The organism is Amycolatopsis sp. CA-161197 (assembly GCF_050942255.1).
GTDB lineage: Bacteria > Actinomycetota > Actinomycetes > Mycobacteriales > Pseudonocardiaceae > Amycolatopsis.
Map to the genome: position 1 here is coordinate 4,545,109 of NZ_CP192059.1, position 17,686 is coordinate 4,562,794.

Sequence of the window (17,686 nt, forward strand, 5' to 3'; positions counted from 1 at the left end):
CAGAGGGCATCATGGCGCAGGAGTCGAACTGGTCGCAGGCTTCCTGGCATGCGCCCGCCGGCACCGCGGGCGATCCGTTGATCGCCAGCTACTACGGCGCGGGTGGCGACATCGTCTCGATCAACTATGCCGCTTCCGACTGCGGCTACGGGATCAGTCAGGTCACCGATGGGATGCATATCGGTGACCACTCGCTGTCCGAGCACGGCCAGTGGAAGGTCGCGGTCGACTACCAGGAGAACATCGCCGCTGGCCTGCAGATCCTCGAGAGCACCTGGAACCAGCTCTACTCCGCCGGGATTACCGCCAACAACGCCGACCCGCGTTACCTGGAGAACTGGTACTTCGCGGCCTGGGCATACAACTCGGGCATCCAGCCGAACGCGGCCAACGGCAATACCACCGGTTGCACCCCCGGCCCGTCCTGCACCAGCCCGCACGGCACGTGGGGTCTGGGTTGGACCAACAACCCGGCGAACCTGGACTACCCGCCCAACCGCGACCCGTACCTGCAGGACACCTACGCCGACGCGGCGCACCCGGCAAGCTGGCCCTACCAGGAACGCGTGCTGGGCTGGACCGCGAGCCCGCTGATTCGCTATGGCAGTCAGGCGTATGCGAAGCCGACCTACAACGGTGGGCAGAACTGGGTGCAGCCGGCGCCGTTCACCGCGATGTGCTCGCTCACGGGCAACCAGTGCGATCCCAATGCCACCAACTCCTCCAATCCGGGTGCGAGCCATTGCATGCTCGACGACTTCGAGTGCTGGTGGCACAACCCCGTGACGTGGATCCCGAACTGTGCCACGACGTGTGCGACCAGTCCGTACGCGGTCTCCGGCGGGTCGGAACCGGCGAACCCGACGCAGAACCCACCGACCTGCAGCCAGGACACGTCTAAGGTGCCGAGCGGGTCGATCATCGTCGACGACGAACCGTCGCGGTTGAACCTGCAGGGCTGTGGAGCAGCGAACTGGTCGAGCAACGGCACGTTCACCTACTCCTACGGCACGAACTCCGCGGGTGACCCGATCGGCGCGATCGACACCCACCAACTCGGCACAGGCCTCGGCGGCCGGGTCCTGTTCACCCACACCGAGGACGGCTCGAATCCAGCGCTGATCAATACCGGGGTGTGGACGCCGAACCTGCCGTCGCTGCAGTACTACAAGGTCAAGCTGCACCTGCCCGGTCTCGGCGCGGAAGCCACGAACGTGGTGTACAACATCAACCCGGGTGGCGGCGTCGCACCGTGGAAGATCCGGGTGAACCAGGCATGGAACTCCGAGCAGTGGGTCACGATCGGTACGTTCGCCATGGAGAACGGCGGCAACGTCACCCTGACCAACAACGGCAGCTCGGTCGACCAGGGCGGCTTTGGCTTCTCCGACTTCGACGTGGCGTTCGACGCGGTCGCGTTCGTCCCCCAGGGCGGCACCCCGGGCCAGCCGATCGGTGGCCCGCCGGGTATCCAAGACGCGCCCAAGGGCTCCAACCCGGCATGGGTGAACTGCGGCTGCGGCGCGCGCACCGCCGGTGACCCCGTGGACACGTCGACCGGCTACTTCGGGGACACCTTCACGGACCTGGCCACGCCGGGCCGGGGCAAGGTGCTGGAGTTCAGCCGCAGCTACGCTGAGAGCATCGCCGATCCGCACGGACCCAACGGCGCGGCGGCGGCGGACGGCCCGTTCGGCTGGGGCTGGGACTTCTCCTATGACCTCAGCGCGACCACCGACCCGGCCAACGGGAACGTAACCGTGCACCAGGAGGACGGCTCGCAGGTCGAGTTCACGGACACGAACGGCGCCTACGCGCCGGCCGTGCCGCGATTCGACGCCGCGCTGGTGAAGAGCGGCGGCGACTATGTCTACACCCGGCGCGGGCCAAGTATCTACACCTTCGACGCCGCAACCGGGCGGCTGACCACGGAGTCGGACCTGGCCGGTAGCAAGGCGTTCCCGACGTACCGCACGACGCTGACCTACGACGGGGCCGGGCACCTGGCGAAGGTCACCGACCCCGCGAACCGGGCCTACACCCTGACGTGGACCGGGAACCACATCACCGGACTGTCGGACATCGCAGGCCGCCAAGCCACGTACGGATACGACGCCGAGGGCAACCTCACGGACGTGCTCGGCGTCGGCACCACGCGCACGCCGGCCGTCAAGGACGACGACCACGCGCAGTACACCTACGCGCCGGGCACGCACCTGATGACATCCATGCGCACGCCGAAGGACTTCGGCGGCCCCGCGGCCGCGGTCACTGCGATGACCTACGATTCCGCCGAGCGGGTCACGAAGCAGACCGACCCCGATGGCGGCGCGACGACGTTCGTCCACGGCCCGGACGGTGGGTTGTCCGCCGGGCAGACGCTGAGCACCGACCCGTCCGGGCATCAGACGCTCGACACGTACCAGAACCGGCTGCTGGTCTCGGAGACGAAGGGCTACGGCACGCCCGACGCTGGCACGTCGAGCTACACCTACGATCCGGTGACCCTCGGCGTCACCGGCCAAACCGACCCCGACGGCGGGCTGTGGACGTTTACCTACGACGACCACGGCAACCGCACGTCGGCGTCGAACCCTCTCGGCCTGACCACCGACTACGCCTACGACGACGCGGGCAACCTGATCGAGACCATCGACCCGGCCGGGGTTGCCGTGGTGAACCAGTACGACCAGGATGGGCACATCCCGGTCGGCGCGGCCGGCGAGCGTGTGCTCACCTCCAGTACGGCGACCAGGGCCAACAACGTCGTCGAGTCGACCACCGGCAACTTCGGCCCGGCGCCGGTGCGCACGGTCAATTCCTACTACGACGACGCGGCACACCCGGGTGACCGCACCCGGGTGACGGACCCGAGGAACGGCACCACCACCACGGTATACGACGGGTTCGGCGACGTCCTGTCAGTCACCGACCGGATGAACGGGCGCACGTTCAATGCCTACGACACCAATACCGGCCGCGTGACGTCCACTGTGGACGCCAATGGCGCGGCGGCGGGTGTAGCGCCGGGCTGCACTCCGCCCGCAACCGGCTGCACCATCTTCGGTTACGACGCCTGGGGCCACGTCGTGTCCACGACGGACCCCATGGGGCACCAGATGAAGGCGTCGTTCGACGCGGACGGGAACCCGGTCTCGGCCACCGACGGAAACAACAACACGACGCTGACGACCTACGACGCAGACGACCGGGCCGTGTCCACGACCCTGCCCGACAACACCGTGGAGCGCGTGGAGTACAACCCGGACGGCACGGTCGCGGCGAACGTCGACGGCCTGAACAACCGCACCACCTTCGGGTACGACAGCCAGGGCAGACAGAATGGCCGCACCGACGCCGACCACCGCCCCAGCGGGTCGCACTACGACCCCACTGGACGCCTGGTCGGCACGACCGACGCGAGCGGCCGAACCACAACGCTCGGCTACGACGCGGCGGGCCAGCCGACCTCAGTGTCCTATTCGGACGGCGTTACCCCGGCGGTGCGTTACACCTACGACGCCGACGGCCGCAAGACGACAATGACGGACGGCACCGGCACGTCGTCGTGGACCTACGACGCCTTCGGCGAGGTGACCAGCCACCAGCAGGGCGCCGGCGCGACGATCACATACAGCTATGACGACAACGGCAACCGGATCAGCATCGGTTACCCAGGCAGCACGGCGAAGAACGTCACCCAGACGTTCGACAAGTCCGACCGGCCCACGTCGGTCACCGACTGGAACAACCAGTCGACCGGCTTCGGGTACGACGCAGCCAACCAGCTCACGTCGACGACCTACCCCAACGGCGATGTCGTAACGAGCACCTTCGACCCAGCCGGTGACCTGTCGGCGCTAAAGGTGGCTTCCGGGGCGACGATGCTGGCGTCGATGACCTATACCCGCGACGGTGCAGGGCAACCGCTGACCGTGGCGCCCATTGGGTTGCCGGGGGGCGCCCAGGTCTACGCCTACACCGCGCGCGAGCAGCTGAAATCGTCCACGACAGGATCGACGACTGCGGCCTACGGCTACGACGCGGCTGCCCACCCGACTACCACGGCCGGGTCGAGCCAAGCCTTCGACGCGACTGGGCAGATCTGCTGGGCGCTGCCCGGCGGAACCAGCACTGCCGGATGCTCGGCTGCTCCCACGGACGCAACGAAGTATCAATACAACGCGCAAGGCGACCGGACCTCGGTGACCCCGGCAGGCGCTTCGGCCACGACTTACGGCTACGACCAGGCCGACCGGCTGACCTCGGTCAGCGGTCCGAATGGCAGCGCGACCTACGCCTACGACGGTTCCGGCCTGCGCACGACCAAGACCTCGGGTGCGGTCGCCAACGCGTTCACCTGGGACGACGGCCAGGTTCCGGATCTGCTCAGTGACGGCGTCACAGACTTCGTGTACGGGCCGGGTGGAGTGCCGATCGAACAGGTCTCCACGTCGGGCACGCAGTGGTTCTTCCACGACGCGCAGGGCTCGACCCGGGCTCTGCTCGGCGCAGACGGCGCGATCGTGGGGACATACGCCTACGACCCGTACGGCCGGGTGATCGCGACCTCGACCGGCGCGAAGACCCCGATCCAGTACGCCGGCGGCTACACGGACGCAGAGACCGGGTTCAGCTACCTCCGTGCCCGCTACTACGACCCGGTCACCACAGAGTTCCTCACCGTCGCCCCGCTCGTCGACGCGACCGGGGCAGCCTACGGCTACGCGTCGGAGAACCCGCTGACCTTCACCGATCCATCCGGCCTCTGCCAGACCTACTCGATGGGCAAGGGCGGCGGCGGGTACCGGCCCGGCGGACAGTCCGGTGCGCAGCTCAGCAAGGACGAGCAGGAGGCCGTCGACAAGAAGAACGCCGGAGATCCCAGCTACGATCGCAAGGCCTACAACCGCGCGCAGCAGAAGATCAAGCAGGCCGAGAAGTACCAGGGCAATCGGAACGCGCAGAAGCGGTCGAACAACAACAAGAACGACTTCGTCAACGACGTGGTAACGGGATTGGTGGTCGTCGCGGTGGTGGTCGTCGCGGTCATCGTGGTGGCGGCGTTCGTTACTGGTGTCGGGGAGGCGCTTGGGGCTATTGGCGCGGGTCTGGCGGCGTTGTTTGCCTGGTGAAGTCGGGAAGAACGGGATCATGACCGAACAAATGAACGAGTGGTTCGCGGTGCGCTGCGTCTTCCGATGGACCGCGGCCGACGAACGGCCGTACGAGGAGCGGATCACGCTGTGGCGCGCGGGGGATCTTGAGACGGCCCTCGCCCACGGCGAGTCGGAGGCCCGGGAGTACGCGGAGAACACCGGGGTCACCTACCTTGGTCTTGCCCAGGGTTACGCAACCGGGGAGACGGAACTCGCGCCGGGCAGCGAGGTGTTCTCGCTGCTGCGCGAGAGCGCCTTGCCACCGGAGGAGTACCTGGACCGCCACTTCGACACCGGCGGGGAGCACCAGGGCTCCACGTGACCGCGGTCGACGGTCAGCGGGCCTTGGGGCACTGCGGCTCCAACCACGCGCGTTGGCTCTGCGGGCGTCAGGAAGGGACCTCAACCTGGACGTTTTTCTAATGCGTGCGCAGTGGACGAATTACTGTTGGCGTGAGGTCAAGGGCGGCGAAGTCAAGGAAGTCACCCGAACTTCCCACTGTGGACAGTGAAATCACCGTCGCCGACTGTGGATAAGCTCCATGTTTCGGTGGCATTGCCGCACCCCGGGGAGACTTCGCCCGCGCTGACTCGGCCCGTGGCACCAGCATCTAATCCGGGCGTCTTGCGGCCTGAAGCGAAGGTTCACCGCCCGTTCTCACGCGTGGACGACGCTGGCGACCACAACCGTGCGGAGGCTGGAAATGGAGTTCAGACATCTGGAGGGCTTTCTCGCCGTCGCCGAGGAGTTGCACTTCGGGCGGGCTGCGGCGCGGTTGCACCGGACGCAACCGTCGTTGAGTCAGCAGCTGCAGCGGCTCGAGCGGACGCTGGAGGTCCAGCTCGTGGAGCGGACGTCGCACGAGGTGCGGCTGACCTCGGCCGGGCGGGCGTTCGAGGTGGACGCCCGCGCGATCATGGCGCAGGCGCAGAAGGCGGCGGACTCAGCCCGCGAGGTCGCTGCGGGGCGGACGGGAACGGTCCGTGTCGGGTACAACTTCCCGGCCGGGCAGCATATCTTGCCGGCGACGATGGCGATGATGCACACGCAGCACCCGCAGCTTTCGGTGAAGCTGGAGGAGCGGCGGACCGGATCGCAGCTGGCCGCGCTCCAGGAGGGCGAGCTCGACGTCGCGCTCGTCTACGGACACCCGGTCACCAGCGATTTCCACCACCGGCACCTGCTGAGCCTCCCGATGATCGCCATCGTGGGCCAGGGGCACCGCTGGGCGGGCCGGCCGGGCGTCCCGTTCGCCGAGCTCGCCCGGCAGGCGTGCATCCTGTTCTCCCGCGAGAAGTGTCCGGCGATGTACGACGCGATCATGACCGCGGCCGAGCGGGCGAGCGTGCGGCTCAGTGTCGCGCACGTGGTCGACGACCCCGTGGCGACGGGGATCCTCGTCTCGGTGAAGCCGCTGGTCGGGTTCGCGTCGGTGTCGCGCGGCATCTTCGGCATCGGGACCGCCGGGGGCGTGCGCCCGACGTGGGTCCAGCTCTACGACCCGGTGCCGATGATCGACCTCTACGTCGTGTGGCGCGAAGGCGACGGGCCCCATGGCCCGCGCACGGCGTTCCTCGACTGTCTTGAGGCCGTCGGGCCGTTCCAGGCGCCCGCGCGGGCGGAGGCGCGCATCGCGTGAGCCTCAGGCGAGGAACTTCTCCAGCAGGCCGGTGATCACCGCGGGCTGCTCCAGGCTGCTCGTGTGGCCGCAGTCGGGCACGACGTGCAACTCGGCGCCGGCGATGTGCTCGGCGAGGAATTCGGACTCGGCCGGCGGCGTGGCGATGTCGTCGGCCCCGACCACGACGAGCGTGGGCGCTGTGATCGCCGGGAGCTCGGCGGCCATCGCGGCGCGCCCGCTCACGCCCAGCACGGCCTGGCGCAGACCACCGCGGCCGACGCTCGAGACCTGGCGGACCCACTCGTCGACGGCTGCGCGCGCGGCCGGGTCCGCGAGGAAGGCCGGGCCGAACAGCAGCGGTTTCACCTGGCCCAGCACCGCCTTGATGCCGACCAGCTGCTGCACGCGGGCGAGGAGGTTGTTCCGGCGCGTTTTGGCTGGTTCCTCACCCGCGGCGCTGGTGTCGAGCAGGACCAGCGAACGCACGAGCTCCGGGTGCCGCGCGGCCAGGCGCAGTCCGACGAACCCGCCCATCGACAGCCCGACCCAGTGCACCGGCCCGAGGCCGAGCTTCCGGATGAGGGCGGCGGCGTCGGCGGTCAGCGAGTCCATGTCGTAACCACCGGGAGCGGCGGGGCTCTCGCCCTGGCCGCGCCAGTCGATGGTCACGCACCGGTAGCGCGCACGCAGGGCCTCGATCTGCGGGTGGAACATCCAGCCGCTGAACAGCAGGCCGTGGCCGAACATGATCGCGGGCGCGTCCGGCGCCCCGGTGTCGGTGTAGGCGATCGTCGCGCCGTCGCGTTCGAAGGTCGGCATCGTTTTTCTCCTAGAGAAGCTTCTCTCTGCTAGCGCACGGTCACCGGCAGCGTGGCCGGGCCGCGGACGTTGATCCGGCCGTTCCACGTCACGCCTTCGAGCTGCGGCGCGGCGAAACGCTGCGAAAACCGCGCGAACGCCACCCGGGCTTCCAGCCGCGCCAGCGCGGCGCCGAGACAGTGGTGCACGCCCGCGCCGAAGGACACGTTCTGGTGCGCGCCCTCGCGGTCGATCCGCAGCTCGTCGGCGTCGGCGCCCCAGAACTCCGGGTCGCGGTTGGCCGCGGCCAGGCACGCGACCACCCAGCTGCCGGCGGGGATCACCGACCCGCGCACCGGCACCGGCTCCACCGTGATGCGCCGCATCAGGTGCACCGGGGTGTCGTAGCGCAGCAGTTCCTCGACGGCGTTGGCCGCGAGCTCCGGGTTCTGGCGCAGCAGCGCGTACTGCGCGGGCTGGCGCAGCAACGCGAGGAGCCCGGCCGCGATGAGGTTCACGGTGGTCTCGTGTCCGGCAACGTAGAGGAACGCGACCTGCGCGACCAGCTCGTCCTCGCTGAGCACGTCGCCGTTGTCCTCGGCGGCGAGCAGCGCGGTGAACAGGTCGTCGTCGCCGCGGGCGCGCTTCCAGCCGACGAGGTCGGCGATCATCGCCGTCAGCTCGCTGCTCGCGGCGCGGGTGCGCGCCTGCAGGTCGAGGCTGGGCAGCGGCTCGAGGCCCAGCGCCAGCGTCCCGGTGAGTTCGCGCAGCCGGTCGTGCTCGACGGCGGGGATGCCGAGCAGCTCCGAGATCACCGTGAACGGCAGCGGGAAGGCGAATTCCGCGACGACGTCGGCTTGGCCGGCGGCCGCCATCCGGTCCAGCGCGGTGTCGACCAGCTCCGTGATCCGCGGTTCGAGCGCCTCGACGGCCCGGCGCGTGAACACGCTCGTGACGAGCTTGCGCAGCCGCGTGTGGTCCGGCGGGTCGCGGTCGAGCAGCGACAGGCCGCCCATCATGCGGTTGGCCTTGCCCAGCTTGTCCGAATCGCGCTTCCACGCCGGCAGCGTCGTGAGGTTCTGCTCGTCGACCGAGTGCCCGCGCTGGATCCGCGCGACGTCGTCGTAGCGCGACAGCAGCCAGAAGCCCAGCGGATGCTCGTGCGCGGGCGCGGTGGCGCGCAGCTCCGCGTAGTGCGGGTAGGGGTCGTCGGCGAACCCGTCGGCGAACAGGTCGAAGACGTACGCTCTGCCGGTCACGGCTCAGCCCTTCGGGAGCGGGACGTTGCGCATGGTCACCAGCGCCGTCGCGCAGAGCGTTTCCTCGTCACCGGTGCACGCGAACAGGTCGGCCGCGGCGACCGTCATCGTGCGGCCCGCCTTGACCACCCGGCCGCGCGCGATCACCTGGTCGCCCTTGGCCGGGGCCACGAGCTTCACGGTGTAGTCCACCGTCATGTTCACCCAGTCGGCGGGCAGCAGCGTGCCCGCGGCCGAACCGGCGGCGAAGTCCGCGAGCGAGCCGAGCACGCCACCCTGGAAGAACCCGTTGTGCTGGGAGAGCTCCACGCGGAACGGCTGCACGATCTCGACCTCGCCGCGCTCGATCCGGCCGAAGGTGAAGCCCAGGTGCTTCGCCGCGGGCATGCTCAGCACCACGGTGCTCACAGCGTGGGCGAAGTCGGGGTTCGGTTCGGTCATCGCTGTGTCCTCTCGCTTCTCCTGCGGCCACCGGGCGAAATCCCCGGTGAGATAACGGCGCCGGGCCGCGGCCCGCATCATCTTGCCGCTGCTGGTCTTCTGCAGCTCGCCGTGGCGGACGAGCACGAGCACGCCGATCGTCAGGTCGTGCTCCCGCAGCACTGCGGCGCGGATCGCGCCCGTGACCTCACCCTGGTCGGCGTCGTGGCGCTCGTCGCGCTTGATCTCGGCGACGATCACCAGCTTCTCGTCCTCGCCGTCGGGCACGGTGAACGCGGCGACGGACCCGGGCCGCAGCGCCGTGTGCGCCGACTCGACGCTGTGCTCGAGGTCGTGCGGGTAGTGGTTGCGGCCGCGGATGATGACGAGGTCCTTGATGCGGCCCACCACGTACAGCTCGTCGCCGGACAGCACGCCGAGGTCGCCGGTGCGCAGGAATCGCCCGTCCGGGCGCGCGGGGAAGGTCTCGGCCGTCGCCTCGGGGCGCTTCCAGTAGCCCTGGGTCACGTGGTCGCCGGCCACCCAGATCTCGCCGACCTCCCCGGCCGCGCGCGGCTCGAGGGTCTGGGGGTCCACGATCCGCACGTCGCCGCCGGGCAGGACGGTGCCGGACCCGGCGAGCTCCCGGCCGTCGGCCTTCGGGGCGAGGCTGCCGCGGGCGAGCTCGTCGACGTCGGCCGAGAGCGTGAGCGGTCCCCGGCCCTTGCGGCTGCCGGTGACGATCAGCGTCGCCTCGGCCAGTCCGTAACACGGGTAGAACGCCGATTCGCGGAACCCGGCGGAGGCGAAGGTCTCCGAGAAGCGGCGCAGGGTCGCCGGCCGGATGGGCTCGGCGCCGTTGAAGGCGATCCGCCAGGACGAGAGGTCGAGGTCGTCGGGCACGCCGGCGCGCGCGGCCTGCGCGACACACGCGTCGTAGGCGAAGTTCGGGCCGCCGCTGGTGTGTGCTCGGTAGCGCGAGATCGTCGACAGCCACAGCGCCGGACGGCGGATGAAGGCGCTAGGGGACATGAGGATGCTCGTGATGCCGACGTAGAGCGGCTGCAGCACGTTGCCGATCAGGCCCTGGTCGTGGAAGAACGGGGCCCAGCCGACCACGGTGGACTCGGCGTCGTGGCCGAAGCCGTGCTGGATCATCGCCTGGTTGGCCACGAGGTTGCCGTGCGAGACCAGCACGCCCTTGGGCTTCGAGGTCGAGCCCGAGGTGTACTGGAGGAACGCCAGGGTGTCCGCGGTGACCGCGACCGGCGTGAAGTCCGCGTCCGGCAGTTCGTCCGGCAGCTCGTCGGTGGCGATCCAGGCGAGCTCGCCGCAGATCGCGTCCACAGCGGACTTCAGCTCGGCCGTGCCGGCGAGCGTCAACGCCGCGGCCGGCTCGCAGTCGCGCACGATACTGCGCGTGGCTTCCTGGATCCGGTTGCGCCGTGGCGGGTTGACCGGCACCGCGACGACACCGGCGTACAGGCAGCCGAAGTAGGCGACGATGAAATCGAGGCACTGCGGGAACAGCAGCAGCGCGCGATCAGCGGGCGCGCAGTGCCGCGACAGCTCCGCCGCGACGGCGAGCGCCTTCGTGTGCAGCGCGGCGTACGTCAGCTCCGCGGTCTCGTCGCCGTCCTCGTTGACGAAGACGTAGGCTCGCTGGTCCGGCTGGGTTTGCGCGCGGCCGGTGAGGATTTCGGGAAGCAGCACGCTCACTCCAGGGCCTCGGTGATCCGCGCCGCGATCTCGGCGCGGTGCTGCTGGTGGAAGAAGTGCCCGCCGGGGAACGAGTGGGTCGCGAACGGCCCGCTCGTCACCACGCGCCAGGCCGTGACCTGGTCGGCGTCGACGATCGGGTCCTCGGTGCCGGCGAACACGGTGATCGGGCAGCTCAGCCGCGGCCGCCGGTCGTGGTGGTACTCCTCCGACAGCGCGAGATCGGCCTTGATGAGCGGGAACGCGTAGCGGCGGAAGGCCGGGCTGGCCTGGGTCGCCGTGGCCATGCCCAGCTCGGTCAGCGCGAGCGCGAACTCGTCGTCGGGCAGGACGTGGATCGGCGCCTTGCGCGCCGCCAGGTGCGGTGCGCGGCGGCCGGAGACGAACAGGTGCACCGGCGCCTGGCCGGCGGTTTCGAGGGCGCGGCCGAGCTCGAACGCGAGCAGCGCGCCCATGCTGTGCCCGTACAGCGCGAGCGGACCCTCGCCCAGCGCCTGCACCTGGGGTAGCAGCCCGGCGACGGCGTCGGGCAGCCGGCGCAGCGGTGGCTGCGCGGCCGCGTCCTCCCGGCCCGGCAGCTGCACCCGCACCGGCGCGATACCCGGCGGGAACAGCTCGGGCCAGCGGGCGAACGACGCCGCTCCGGCACCGGCGTGCGGCAGGCAGATCAGGCGCGTGTCCGCCGGGGTGCCCGTCCACCGCAGCCACGGGAGGCTCGCGATGCCGGTCATCGGGCGCCGACCGAAATGGGCAGGCCGCGGAGCCCGCGGACGATGAAACTGTGGTCTTGGTACTCGACTTCCCCGGTGTACAAGGCGATCGCGTCGGTTCGCCGCAGCAGCTGCTCGAACGCGACCTCGGCCTGCACTTCGGCGAGCAGGCCGCCGAGGCAGCCGTGCATGCCGTGGCCGAACGCGAGGTGCCCCTTGGCCGAGCGGGTGACGTCGAACTCGTCCGGCCGGTCGAAGACCTCGGGGTCGCGGTTGGCCGCGCCGAGGCACAGCAGCACCTGGTCACCCGCGTGGATCACCGCGTCGCCGAGCTCGACGTCCTGTGTGGCCAGGCGCTTGGTGAGCTGCAGCGGACAGTCGTAGCGCAGCATCTCCTGCACAGCGGCGGGCACCAGCTCCGGTTGGCGGCGCAGCAATGCGAGCTGGTCGGGGTGCCGCAGCAGTGCGAGCAATCCGTTGCCGACCAACGACTTCGTGGTCTCGTTTCCGGCGACGAAACACATCACGCAGACGAAGATCAGCTCCTCGTCGGCCAGCCGGTCGCCGCTGCCCGTCCGAGCGGCCAGCAGGCGGCTCACGAGGTCGTCGCCAGGACGGGCCCGCCGCTCGGCGAGCACTTCGTCCAGCGCGGCCACGAACTTCTCGACGACCTCGCACACGCGCGCGAAGTCGTCGCCGCGCATGAGCCCGGGTTCGAGCAGGAACCGGATGTCGTGGGTCCATCGGCCGACGTGCTCGCGCAGCTCGTCCGGCAGGGCCAGCCACTCCGAGAGGACCGTGACCGGCAGCGGCGCCGCGAGCTCGGCGATCGCGTCCGTGCGGCCCGCGACGACGACGTGGTCCAGCAATTCGCCGGTGACCTTCTCGACGAGCGGCCGCAGCGTCGCGACCGCCTGCGCGGTGAACACCCGGTTCACCAGGCCGCGAAGCCGCGCGTGGTCGGGATTGTCGGTGAACACCAGTGACTTGCGGCCCAGTCGCTCGATCCGCGCCACGTCGAGGCCGGACACGCGCTCGGCCTGTTTGGTCACGAGCTGCGGGATGAGGCCGGCGCTGAACGTGCGGTCGCGCAGTACGCGCTGCACGTCCTCGTGGCGCGTCACCACCCACATGCCGAGCGTCTTGTGCACCGGCCGGGTTTCGCGCAGTTGCCGGTACTGCGGGTACGGGTCGGCGCGGAACGCCGCGCCCAGCGGGTTGAACCGGACCGCCGCGCTCATCGCGTGAAGTGCCCCTTCGCGTACGGCACCAGCACGAGCCGGAGCAGGCCGATCTTGCCCATCCGGAAGCCGAGCGCCGACAGCTTGAGGTACCGCTCGTAACGCGCCACGACCTCGGGCCCGACCAGCGCGACGGCTTCCTCGCGGTGCGCGCGCAGGCGGCGGGCCCACTGCTCGCACGTCCACGCGTAGTCCAGCCGCGCGTTGTGCATCGAGCGGACCTCGAACAGGCCCTCGGCCGCGGCGGTGATCTCCGCGAGCGTGGGCAGGTCCGCGTCGGGGAAGATCTCCTGCTGCATGAAGCAGCTCGCGTCGTCGCGGGACATGTTGGCGTACGCGATGGTCTGCAGCGACAGCGCGCCGGCGGGCGTGAGCCAGTCGCGGCAGCGGCTGAAGAAGTGGCGGTAGACGCCGGTCTTCTCCTCCGGCGAGTCGTCGGGCCGCGCGAAGTGCTCGAAGGCGCCGATGGAGACGATCCCGTCGAACCGGGTGTCGGGCTCGTAGTCGGTCCAGCTCTCCAGCTCCACTTCGACGCCGGGGTGGTCCTGCTCGGCGACGTACGCGGCCTGCCGCTCGCTCAGCGTCAGGCCGACGGCGCGCCGGACCCGGTGCGGGCCGGTGAGCCGCTGCAGCAGCGCGCCCCAGCCGCAGCCGATGTCCAGCACGGCTTCGGCGTCCGTCGCGTCGATCGCGTCGAGGTGGTACTGGAGCTTGCGTTCCTGGGCGGCTTCGAGCGTGTCGCCCGCGTCTTCCCGCATCGCGCACGAGTAGGTGAGCGAGCTGTCCAGCCACAGGCGGTAGAACTCGTCGCCGACGTCGTAGTGGTGGCGGATCGCGCCCGCCGCCAGCTCCGCGGTCGGGACGGTTCCGGGCGTCGAGACAGTCATGGCGCTACGCGCTGGCGCAGTTGCTCGTGCAGGTACACCGCGACCGCGCGCAGGGTCGGGTTGTCGAACAGCGTCTCGGGCGCCACGTCCACGTCGTAGTGCTCCTCGACCTCCGTCAGCAGCGCGACGGCGATGGCGGAGTCGATGCCGAGGTGGTCGAAGTCCGCTTCGGGGTCCACGGCGTCGACTTCGATGTCGAGCAGGTCGGCCACGTAGCGGCGGCAGAACTTGAGGATCGCTTCCTCGCTGGTGTCCACTTCGGTCGTCCTCACGCTCGGGTCGCGGTGGCGGGGGTGGGGTTCGAGGGCAGCCGCTTGGCGGCGCGGCGCTCTGAGGTGGGCACCTCGACTTCGGAGACGAGGCCGCACGCGGCCAGCAGCCGGATCAGCCAGAAGCCTGGGTCGAGCCGGTACCAGTCGAGGCCGAACGAAGGCGAGTCCGGGAACGCGTGGTGGTTGTTGTGCCACGCCTCGCCGAGTGTGATCAGGGCGAAGATGCCGCCGTTGCGGCTGTTCTCCCGCGACTCGTACGGGCGGGTGCCGAACATGTGCAGGAAGGAGTTGATCGCCCAGACGATGTGCTCCAGCAGGAAGATCCGCACGAGACCGCCCCACAGCAGGCCGCTCACCGCGCCGGTCCAGCTCATCGTCACGAGACCGCCGATCAGCGCGGGGATCAGCAGGCCCAGCACGACCCAGTAGTAGTACAGGCGCGCGACGCGGACCAGCGGCTGGTTCTTCAGCAGGTCCGGTGCGTAGTGGACGATGTTCGGGTACTCGTGGCGGCGCATCCACAGGAAGTGCGAGTGCGCGAGGCCCTTGAGCCGGCCCTTGAACCCGGAGCCGGAAAGGTTGGGTGAGTGGGGATCGCCTTCGCGGTCGCTGCACTCGTGGTGGCGGCGGTGCAGCGCGACCCACGAGATCACCGAACCCTGTCCGGCCATCGAACCGAGTACGGCGAGCACGACCGTCACGGAAGTCGTGGCCTTGAAGGTGCGGTGCGTGAACAGCCGGTGATATCCGACGGTGATCGCGAGACCGGTCAACAACCACATCACGAACAGCAGGACAATGTCGGTGAGCCGGATCGCGTGCACGGCGAGAAAAGCGAGCGCACCCGCGGTGCCGACGATCGGGAGGATGTCGAAAAGCAGAAAGTGGCGGCGCTGCAGCCGGTGCAGGTACGGGCTGCTCAGCACTTTCCGGCGGGGCCTGTTGCCGCTGCCGGACTCGGCGGACTCCGAAGTGGGAGTGACTTCTTCTGCGGACACGGGCCGAGGTAATCACGACCGGCTGAAGCGCGACCCGGTGAGACGGGACCGCATTCGGCCGATTGGTTTTGGTTATGGCGCCGCGGAATTGCCGCGCGCCGTGGGGGACTAGGGGCCATGACAACCGAGCTGAAGGCCCCCACGGGCTTCGGAGCCGTGTTCGCCGCGATCGATCCCGACAACCCGGACTACGCCCTCCTGCAGCGCGTCGTCTCGCGTCTCATCCCGTTCGGCACGCACGCCGGCGTCGTGGTCTCGGAGCTGGGCCCGGACCGCGCCGTCGTGGAGGTCCCCGCCGAACCGCACCTGGGCAACCACCTCGGCACCGTCCACGCCGGCGCGCAGTTCCTGGCCGCCGACGTCGCCGGCGCGTGCGCGTTCGTCGGCGCGATGGCCACGCGCCTTTCGGCCATCGGCTCGTTCGTGCTGCGCGACTCGCGTGTCGCCTTCCGCAAGCCCGCGGTCGGCCGCCTGCGCGCCGTCGGCACGATCGACCGCAACGACGTCGAGACCGTGCTGGCGTCGGTCGGCGAGCAGCGCCTGGACGTCGACGGCCGCGCGTTGCTGTTCGACGAGGCCGGCGTGCTCGTCGGCAAGGTCCAGCTCGACTACGTCGTCACCCTCGTCCAGGAGGCGTGATGCCGACGGAGGCTCCCGCCGGGCTCGAGGAGATCACCGTCGCGACGCCGGACGGCGCGAGTCTCGCCCTGCGCGTGCTGGCGCACCCCGACCCCGCCGCGCCCGTCGCGTTGATCCTGCCCGCGATGGCGATCAAGGCGAAGTTCTACCTGCCGCTGGTGAAGGCTCTGCACGCCGCGGGCCTGTCCGCGGCGACGGTCGACCTGCGGGCGCAGGGCGACAGCCGTCCGAAGCTCGGCGAGGGTCCCGGCTTCGGCTACCGCGAGCTGCTCGAGGTCGACCTGCCGGGTGTGGTGTCGGCCGTGCGGACGCGGTTTCCCCAGTCGCCGCTGCACTTGTTCGGCCACAGCGTCGGCGGGCAGCTGGCGTTGCTCTACGCGGCGGCCGAAACGGACCGCGTGGCGAGCGTGACGACCATCGGGACCGGTTCCGTGTACTGGCGCTCGTTCCCCGCCGCGCGACGGCTGTCGATCCTGGCCACGACGCAGTGGGTCGGCTTGATCTGCCGGCTGAAGGGCAACTGGCCCGGTGGCGGCGGGATCGGCCCGATGACCGGCGGTGTGATGGCCGACTGGGTGCGTCACGCGCGCACCAGCCGCTACCGGCCGCGCGGTAGCTCCCGCGATTACGACCGGCTGCTCGGCGCGCTTTCCCTGCCGCGGCTGGTGATTTCGCTGGACAACGACCCGCTGGGCCCGGAGTCCACCGTCCGGTTCCTGTGTCGCCGGATGTCCGCCACGAACCTGACGCGCTGGCACATCGACTCCTCCTCGGGCCTCGAGCACCTCGGGCACGCCTCGTGGATCAAGGACAGCGACCTCGTCGGCCCGGCGGTGGCGGCGTGGATCACGGCCGGAAAATCTCCCGCCTGACGCCGGTCCCGGTGAGGTTCGCCACGCCCGGCCCGGGTTCGAGGTCCGTTCACGGCGCGTTCGTCTTGGCGGACGAGGATGAATCACCACGGGGTGCGGAGGTGGTGATGGAGTACCGGCACGTGCTGGCCTTCCTGGCGATCGCGGACGAGCTGCACTTCGGCCGCGCCGCCTTGAAGCTGCACCTCACCCAGCCCTCGTTGAGCCAGCAGCTGCAACGGCTCGAACGCACCCTCGGCGTGGAGCTGGTCGCGCGCACGACCCACGAGGTGCGCCTGACCCGCGCGGGCCAGGCGTTCGAGGTCGAGGCGCGCGAGCTCGTGCGCCAGGTCGAGCACGCCCGGCGGTCCGCCCGCGAGGCGGCCGCCGGCCGCTCCGGCACCATCCGCGTCGGCTACAACTTCCCCGCAGCGCAGCACGTGCTGCCGTCGGTGATGGAGAAGATGCAGGCCGACTTCCCCGAAGTGGCCGTGGTGCTGGAGGAGAAGCGGACCGGCCCGCAGCTGCAGGCGCTCGAAAGCGGCGCGCTCGACGTCGCACTGGTCTACGGCCGCCCGGGCACCGCGAAATTCCGCTACCGGCGCCTGATGCGCCAGTCGCTCGTCGCCGTGGTGCGGCAGAAGCACAAATGGGCGGGGCGCCCCGGCGTGCCGTTCGCGGAGCTGGCCGGCCAGCCGTGCGTGCTGTTCGAACGCGACCTGTGCCCGGCCATGTACGACGCGATCGTGCGCGCCGCCGACGAAGCCGGCATCGGGCTCGACGTCGTGCACGAAATCGACCACCCGGCCACGACCGAAATTCTCGTGACGGCGAAATCACTCGTGGGTTTCGCATCCATTTCGCGTGCGATGCTGGCCGGTGCCGTCGCGGGCGGCGCGCGCACGGTCGCGGTTCCGCTCTACGATCCTGTGCCCACCGTCGACCTTTACGTGGTGTGGCGTGACGACGAGGACGGCCGGCTGCGGAATTCGTTTCTGGAATGCCTCGACGCCGTCGGTCCGTTCTCCAGCCCGCCATTACGCAAGTCAATCAGGTCATGACAACCGGGCCCTTCGCGTTGACCGGGCCTGGTGATGACCGAAGAATTGCG

Annotated in this window: 14 protein-coding genes; 6 read left to right on the forward strand and 8 right to left on the reverse strand. The window is 70.0% G+C overall.

The window, feature by feature from the left end; all coding sequences use genetic code 11:
* Nucleotides 1-11: 11 nt before the first annotated feature.
* From ACQPXB_RS21775 to ACQPXB_RS21785, 3 genes are all read left to right on the forward strand, one after another.
* Nucleotides 12-5,135 carry an RHS repeat-associated core domain-containing protein gene (locus ACQPXB_RS21775; protein WP_432855159.1) on the forward strand — a complete coding sequence of 1,708 codons (5,124 nt, stop codon included), beginning with the start codon at nucleotides 12-14 and terminating at the stop codon, nucleotides 5,133-5,135.
* A gap of 19 nt (nucleotides 5,136-5,154) precedes the next feature.
* On the forward strand, nucleotides 5,155-5,481 hold the full coding sequence (locus tag ACQPXB_RS21780) for a hypothetical protein (protein WP_432855162.1): 327 nt from the start codon (nucleotides 5,155-5,157) through the stop codon (nucleotides 5,479-5,481).
* A gap of 382 nt (nucleotides 5,482-5,863) precedes the next feature.
* Entirely contained in the window at nucleotides 5,864-6,799 is a 936-nt protein-coding gene (locus ACQPXB_RS21785; RefSeq protein WP_432855165.1) for a LysR family transcriptional regulator, read from the forward strand.
* 3 nt (nucleotides 6,800-6,802) lie between these two features.
* Here ACQPXB_RS21785 and ACQPXB_RS21790 read toward each other — a convergent pair whose 3' ends face one another.
* The 8 genes from ACQPXB_RS21790 to ACQPXB_RS21825 are packed head-to-tail and all read right to left on the reverse strand — an operon-like array spanning nucleotide 6,803 to nucleotide 15,085.
* A complete protein-coding gene (locus tag ACQPXB_RS21790; RefSeq protein WP_432855168.1) occupies nucleotides 6,803-7,600 on the reverse strand; it encodes an alpha/beta fold hydrolase in 798 nt (265 codons plus the stop codon).
* A gap of 29 nt (nucleotides 7,601-7,629) precedes the next feature.
* Nucleotides 7,630-8,838 (reverse strand): cytochrome P450, encoded by a 1,209-nt coding sequence (locus ACQPXB_RS21795; protein ID WP_432855171.1) that lies wholly within the window; start codon nucleotides 8,836-8,838, stop codon nucleotides 7,630-7,632.
* Between the two features lie 3 nt (nucleotides 8,839-8,841).
* Nucleotides 8,842-10,971: an AMP-binding protein gene (locus ACQPXB_RS21800; RefSeq protein ID WP_432855174.1), complete on the reverse strand. Its 2,130-nt coding sequence runs from the start codon at nucleotides 10,969-10,971 to the stop codon at nucleotides 8,842-8,844.
* Nucleotides 10,972-10,973: 2 nt separating this feature from the next.
* Nucleotides 10,974-11,708 carry a thioesterase II family protein gene (locus ACQPXB_RS21805; protein ID WP_432855177.1) on the reverse strand — a complete coding sequence of 245 codons (735 nt, stop codon included), beginning with the start codon at nucleotides 11,706-11,708 and terminating at the stop codon, nucleotides 10,974-10,976.
* Nucleotides 11,705-12,928 (reverse strand): cytochrome P450, encoded by a 1,224-nt coding sequence (locus ACQPXB_RS21810; RefSeq protein ID WP_432855180.1) that lies wholly within the window; start codon nucleotides 12,926-12,928, stop codon nucleotides 11,705-11,707. The genes ACQPXB_RS21805 and ACQPXB_RS21810 overlap by 4 nt, the downstream gene beginning before the upstream one ends.
* A complete protein-coding gene (locus tag ACQPXB_RS21815) occupies nucleotides 12,925-13,815 on the reverse strand; it encodes a class I SAM-dependent methyltransferase (protein ID WP_432855183.1) in 891 nt (296 codons plus the stop codon). Before ACQPXB_RS21815 ends, ACQPXB_RS21810 begins: the two co-directional genes overlap by 4 nt.
* A complete protein-coding gene (locus tag ACQPXB_RS21820) occupies nucleotides 13,812-14,072 on the reverse strand; it encodes an acyl carrier protein (protein ID WP_432855186.1) in 261 nt (86 codons plus the stop codon). The genes ACQPXB_RS21815 and ACQPXB_RS21820 overlap by 4 nt, the downstream gene beginning before the upstream one ends.
* 11 nt (nucleotides 14,073-14,083) lie before the next feature.
* Nucleotides 14,084-15,085, reverse strand: coding sequence for an acyl-CoA desaturase (locus ACQPXB_RS21825; protein ID WP_432855189.1), 1,002 nt, complete (start codon nucleotides 15,083-15,085; stop codon nucleotides 14,084-14,086).
* 117 nt (nucleotides 15,086-15,202) lie between these two features.
* Between ACQPXB_RS21825 and ACQPXB_RS21830 the strand changes: the two genes are divergently transcribed.
* The 3 genes from ACQPXB_RS21830 to ACQPXB_RS21840 all read left to right on the forward strand — a co-directional run bounded on the left by ACQPXB_RS21830 (nucleotide 15,203) and on the right by ACQPXB_RS21840 (nucleotide 17,636).
* A complete protein-coding gene (locus ACQPXB_RS21830; RefSeq protein WP_432855191.1) occupies nucleotides 15,203-15,724 on the forward strand; it encodes a YiiD C-terminal domain-containing protein in 522 nt (173 codons plus the stop codon).
* Nucleotides 15,724-16,596: an alpha/beta hydrolase family protein gene (locus ACQPXB_RS21835; RefSeq protein WP_432855194.1), complete on the forward strand. Its 873-nt coding sequence runs from the start codon at nucleotides 15,724-15,726 to the stop codon at nucleotides 16,594-16,596. Before ACQPXB_RS21830 ends, ACQPXB_RS21835 begins: the two co-directional genes overlap by 1 nt.
* 107 nt (nucleotides 16,597-16,703) lie before the next feature.
* Nucleotides 16,704-17,636: a LysR family transcriptional regulator gene (locus ACQPXB_RS21840; RefSeq protein WP_432855197.1), complete on the forward strand. Its 933-nt coding sequence runs from the start codon at nucleotides 16,704-16,706 to the stop codon at nucleotides 17,634-17,636.
* Nucleotides 17,637-17,686 lie beyond the last annotated feature (50 nt).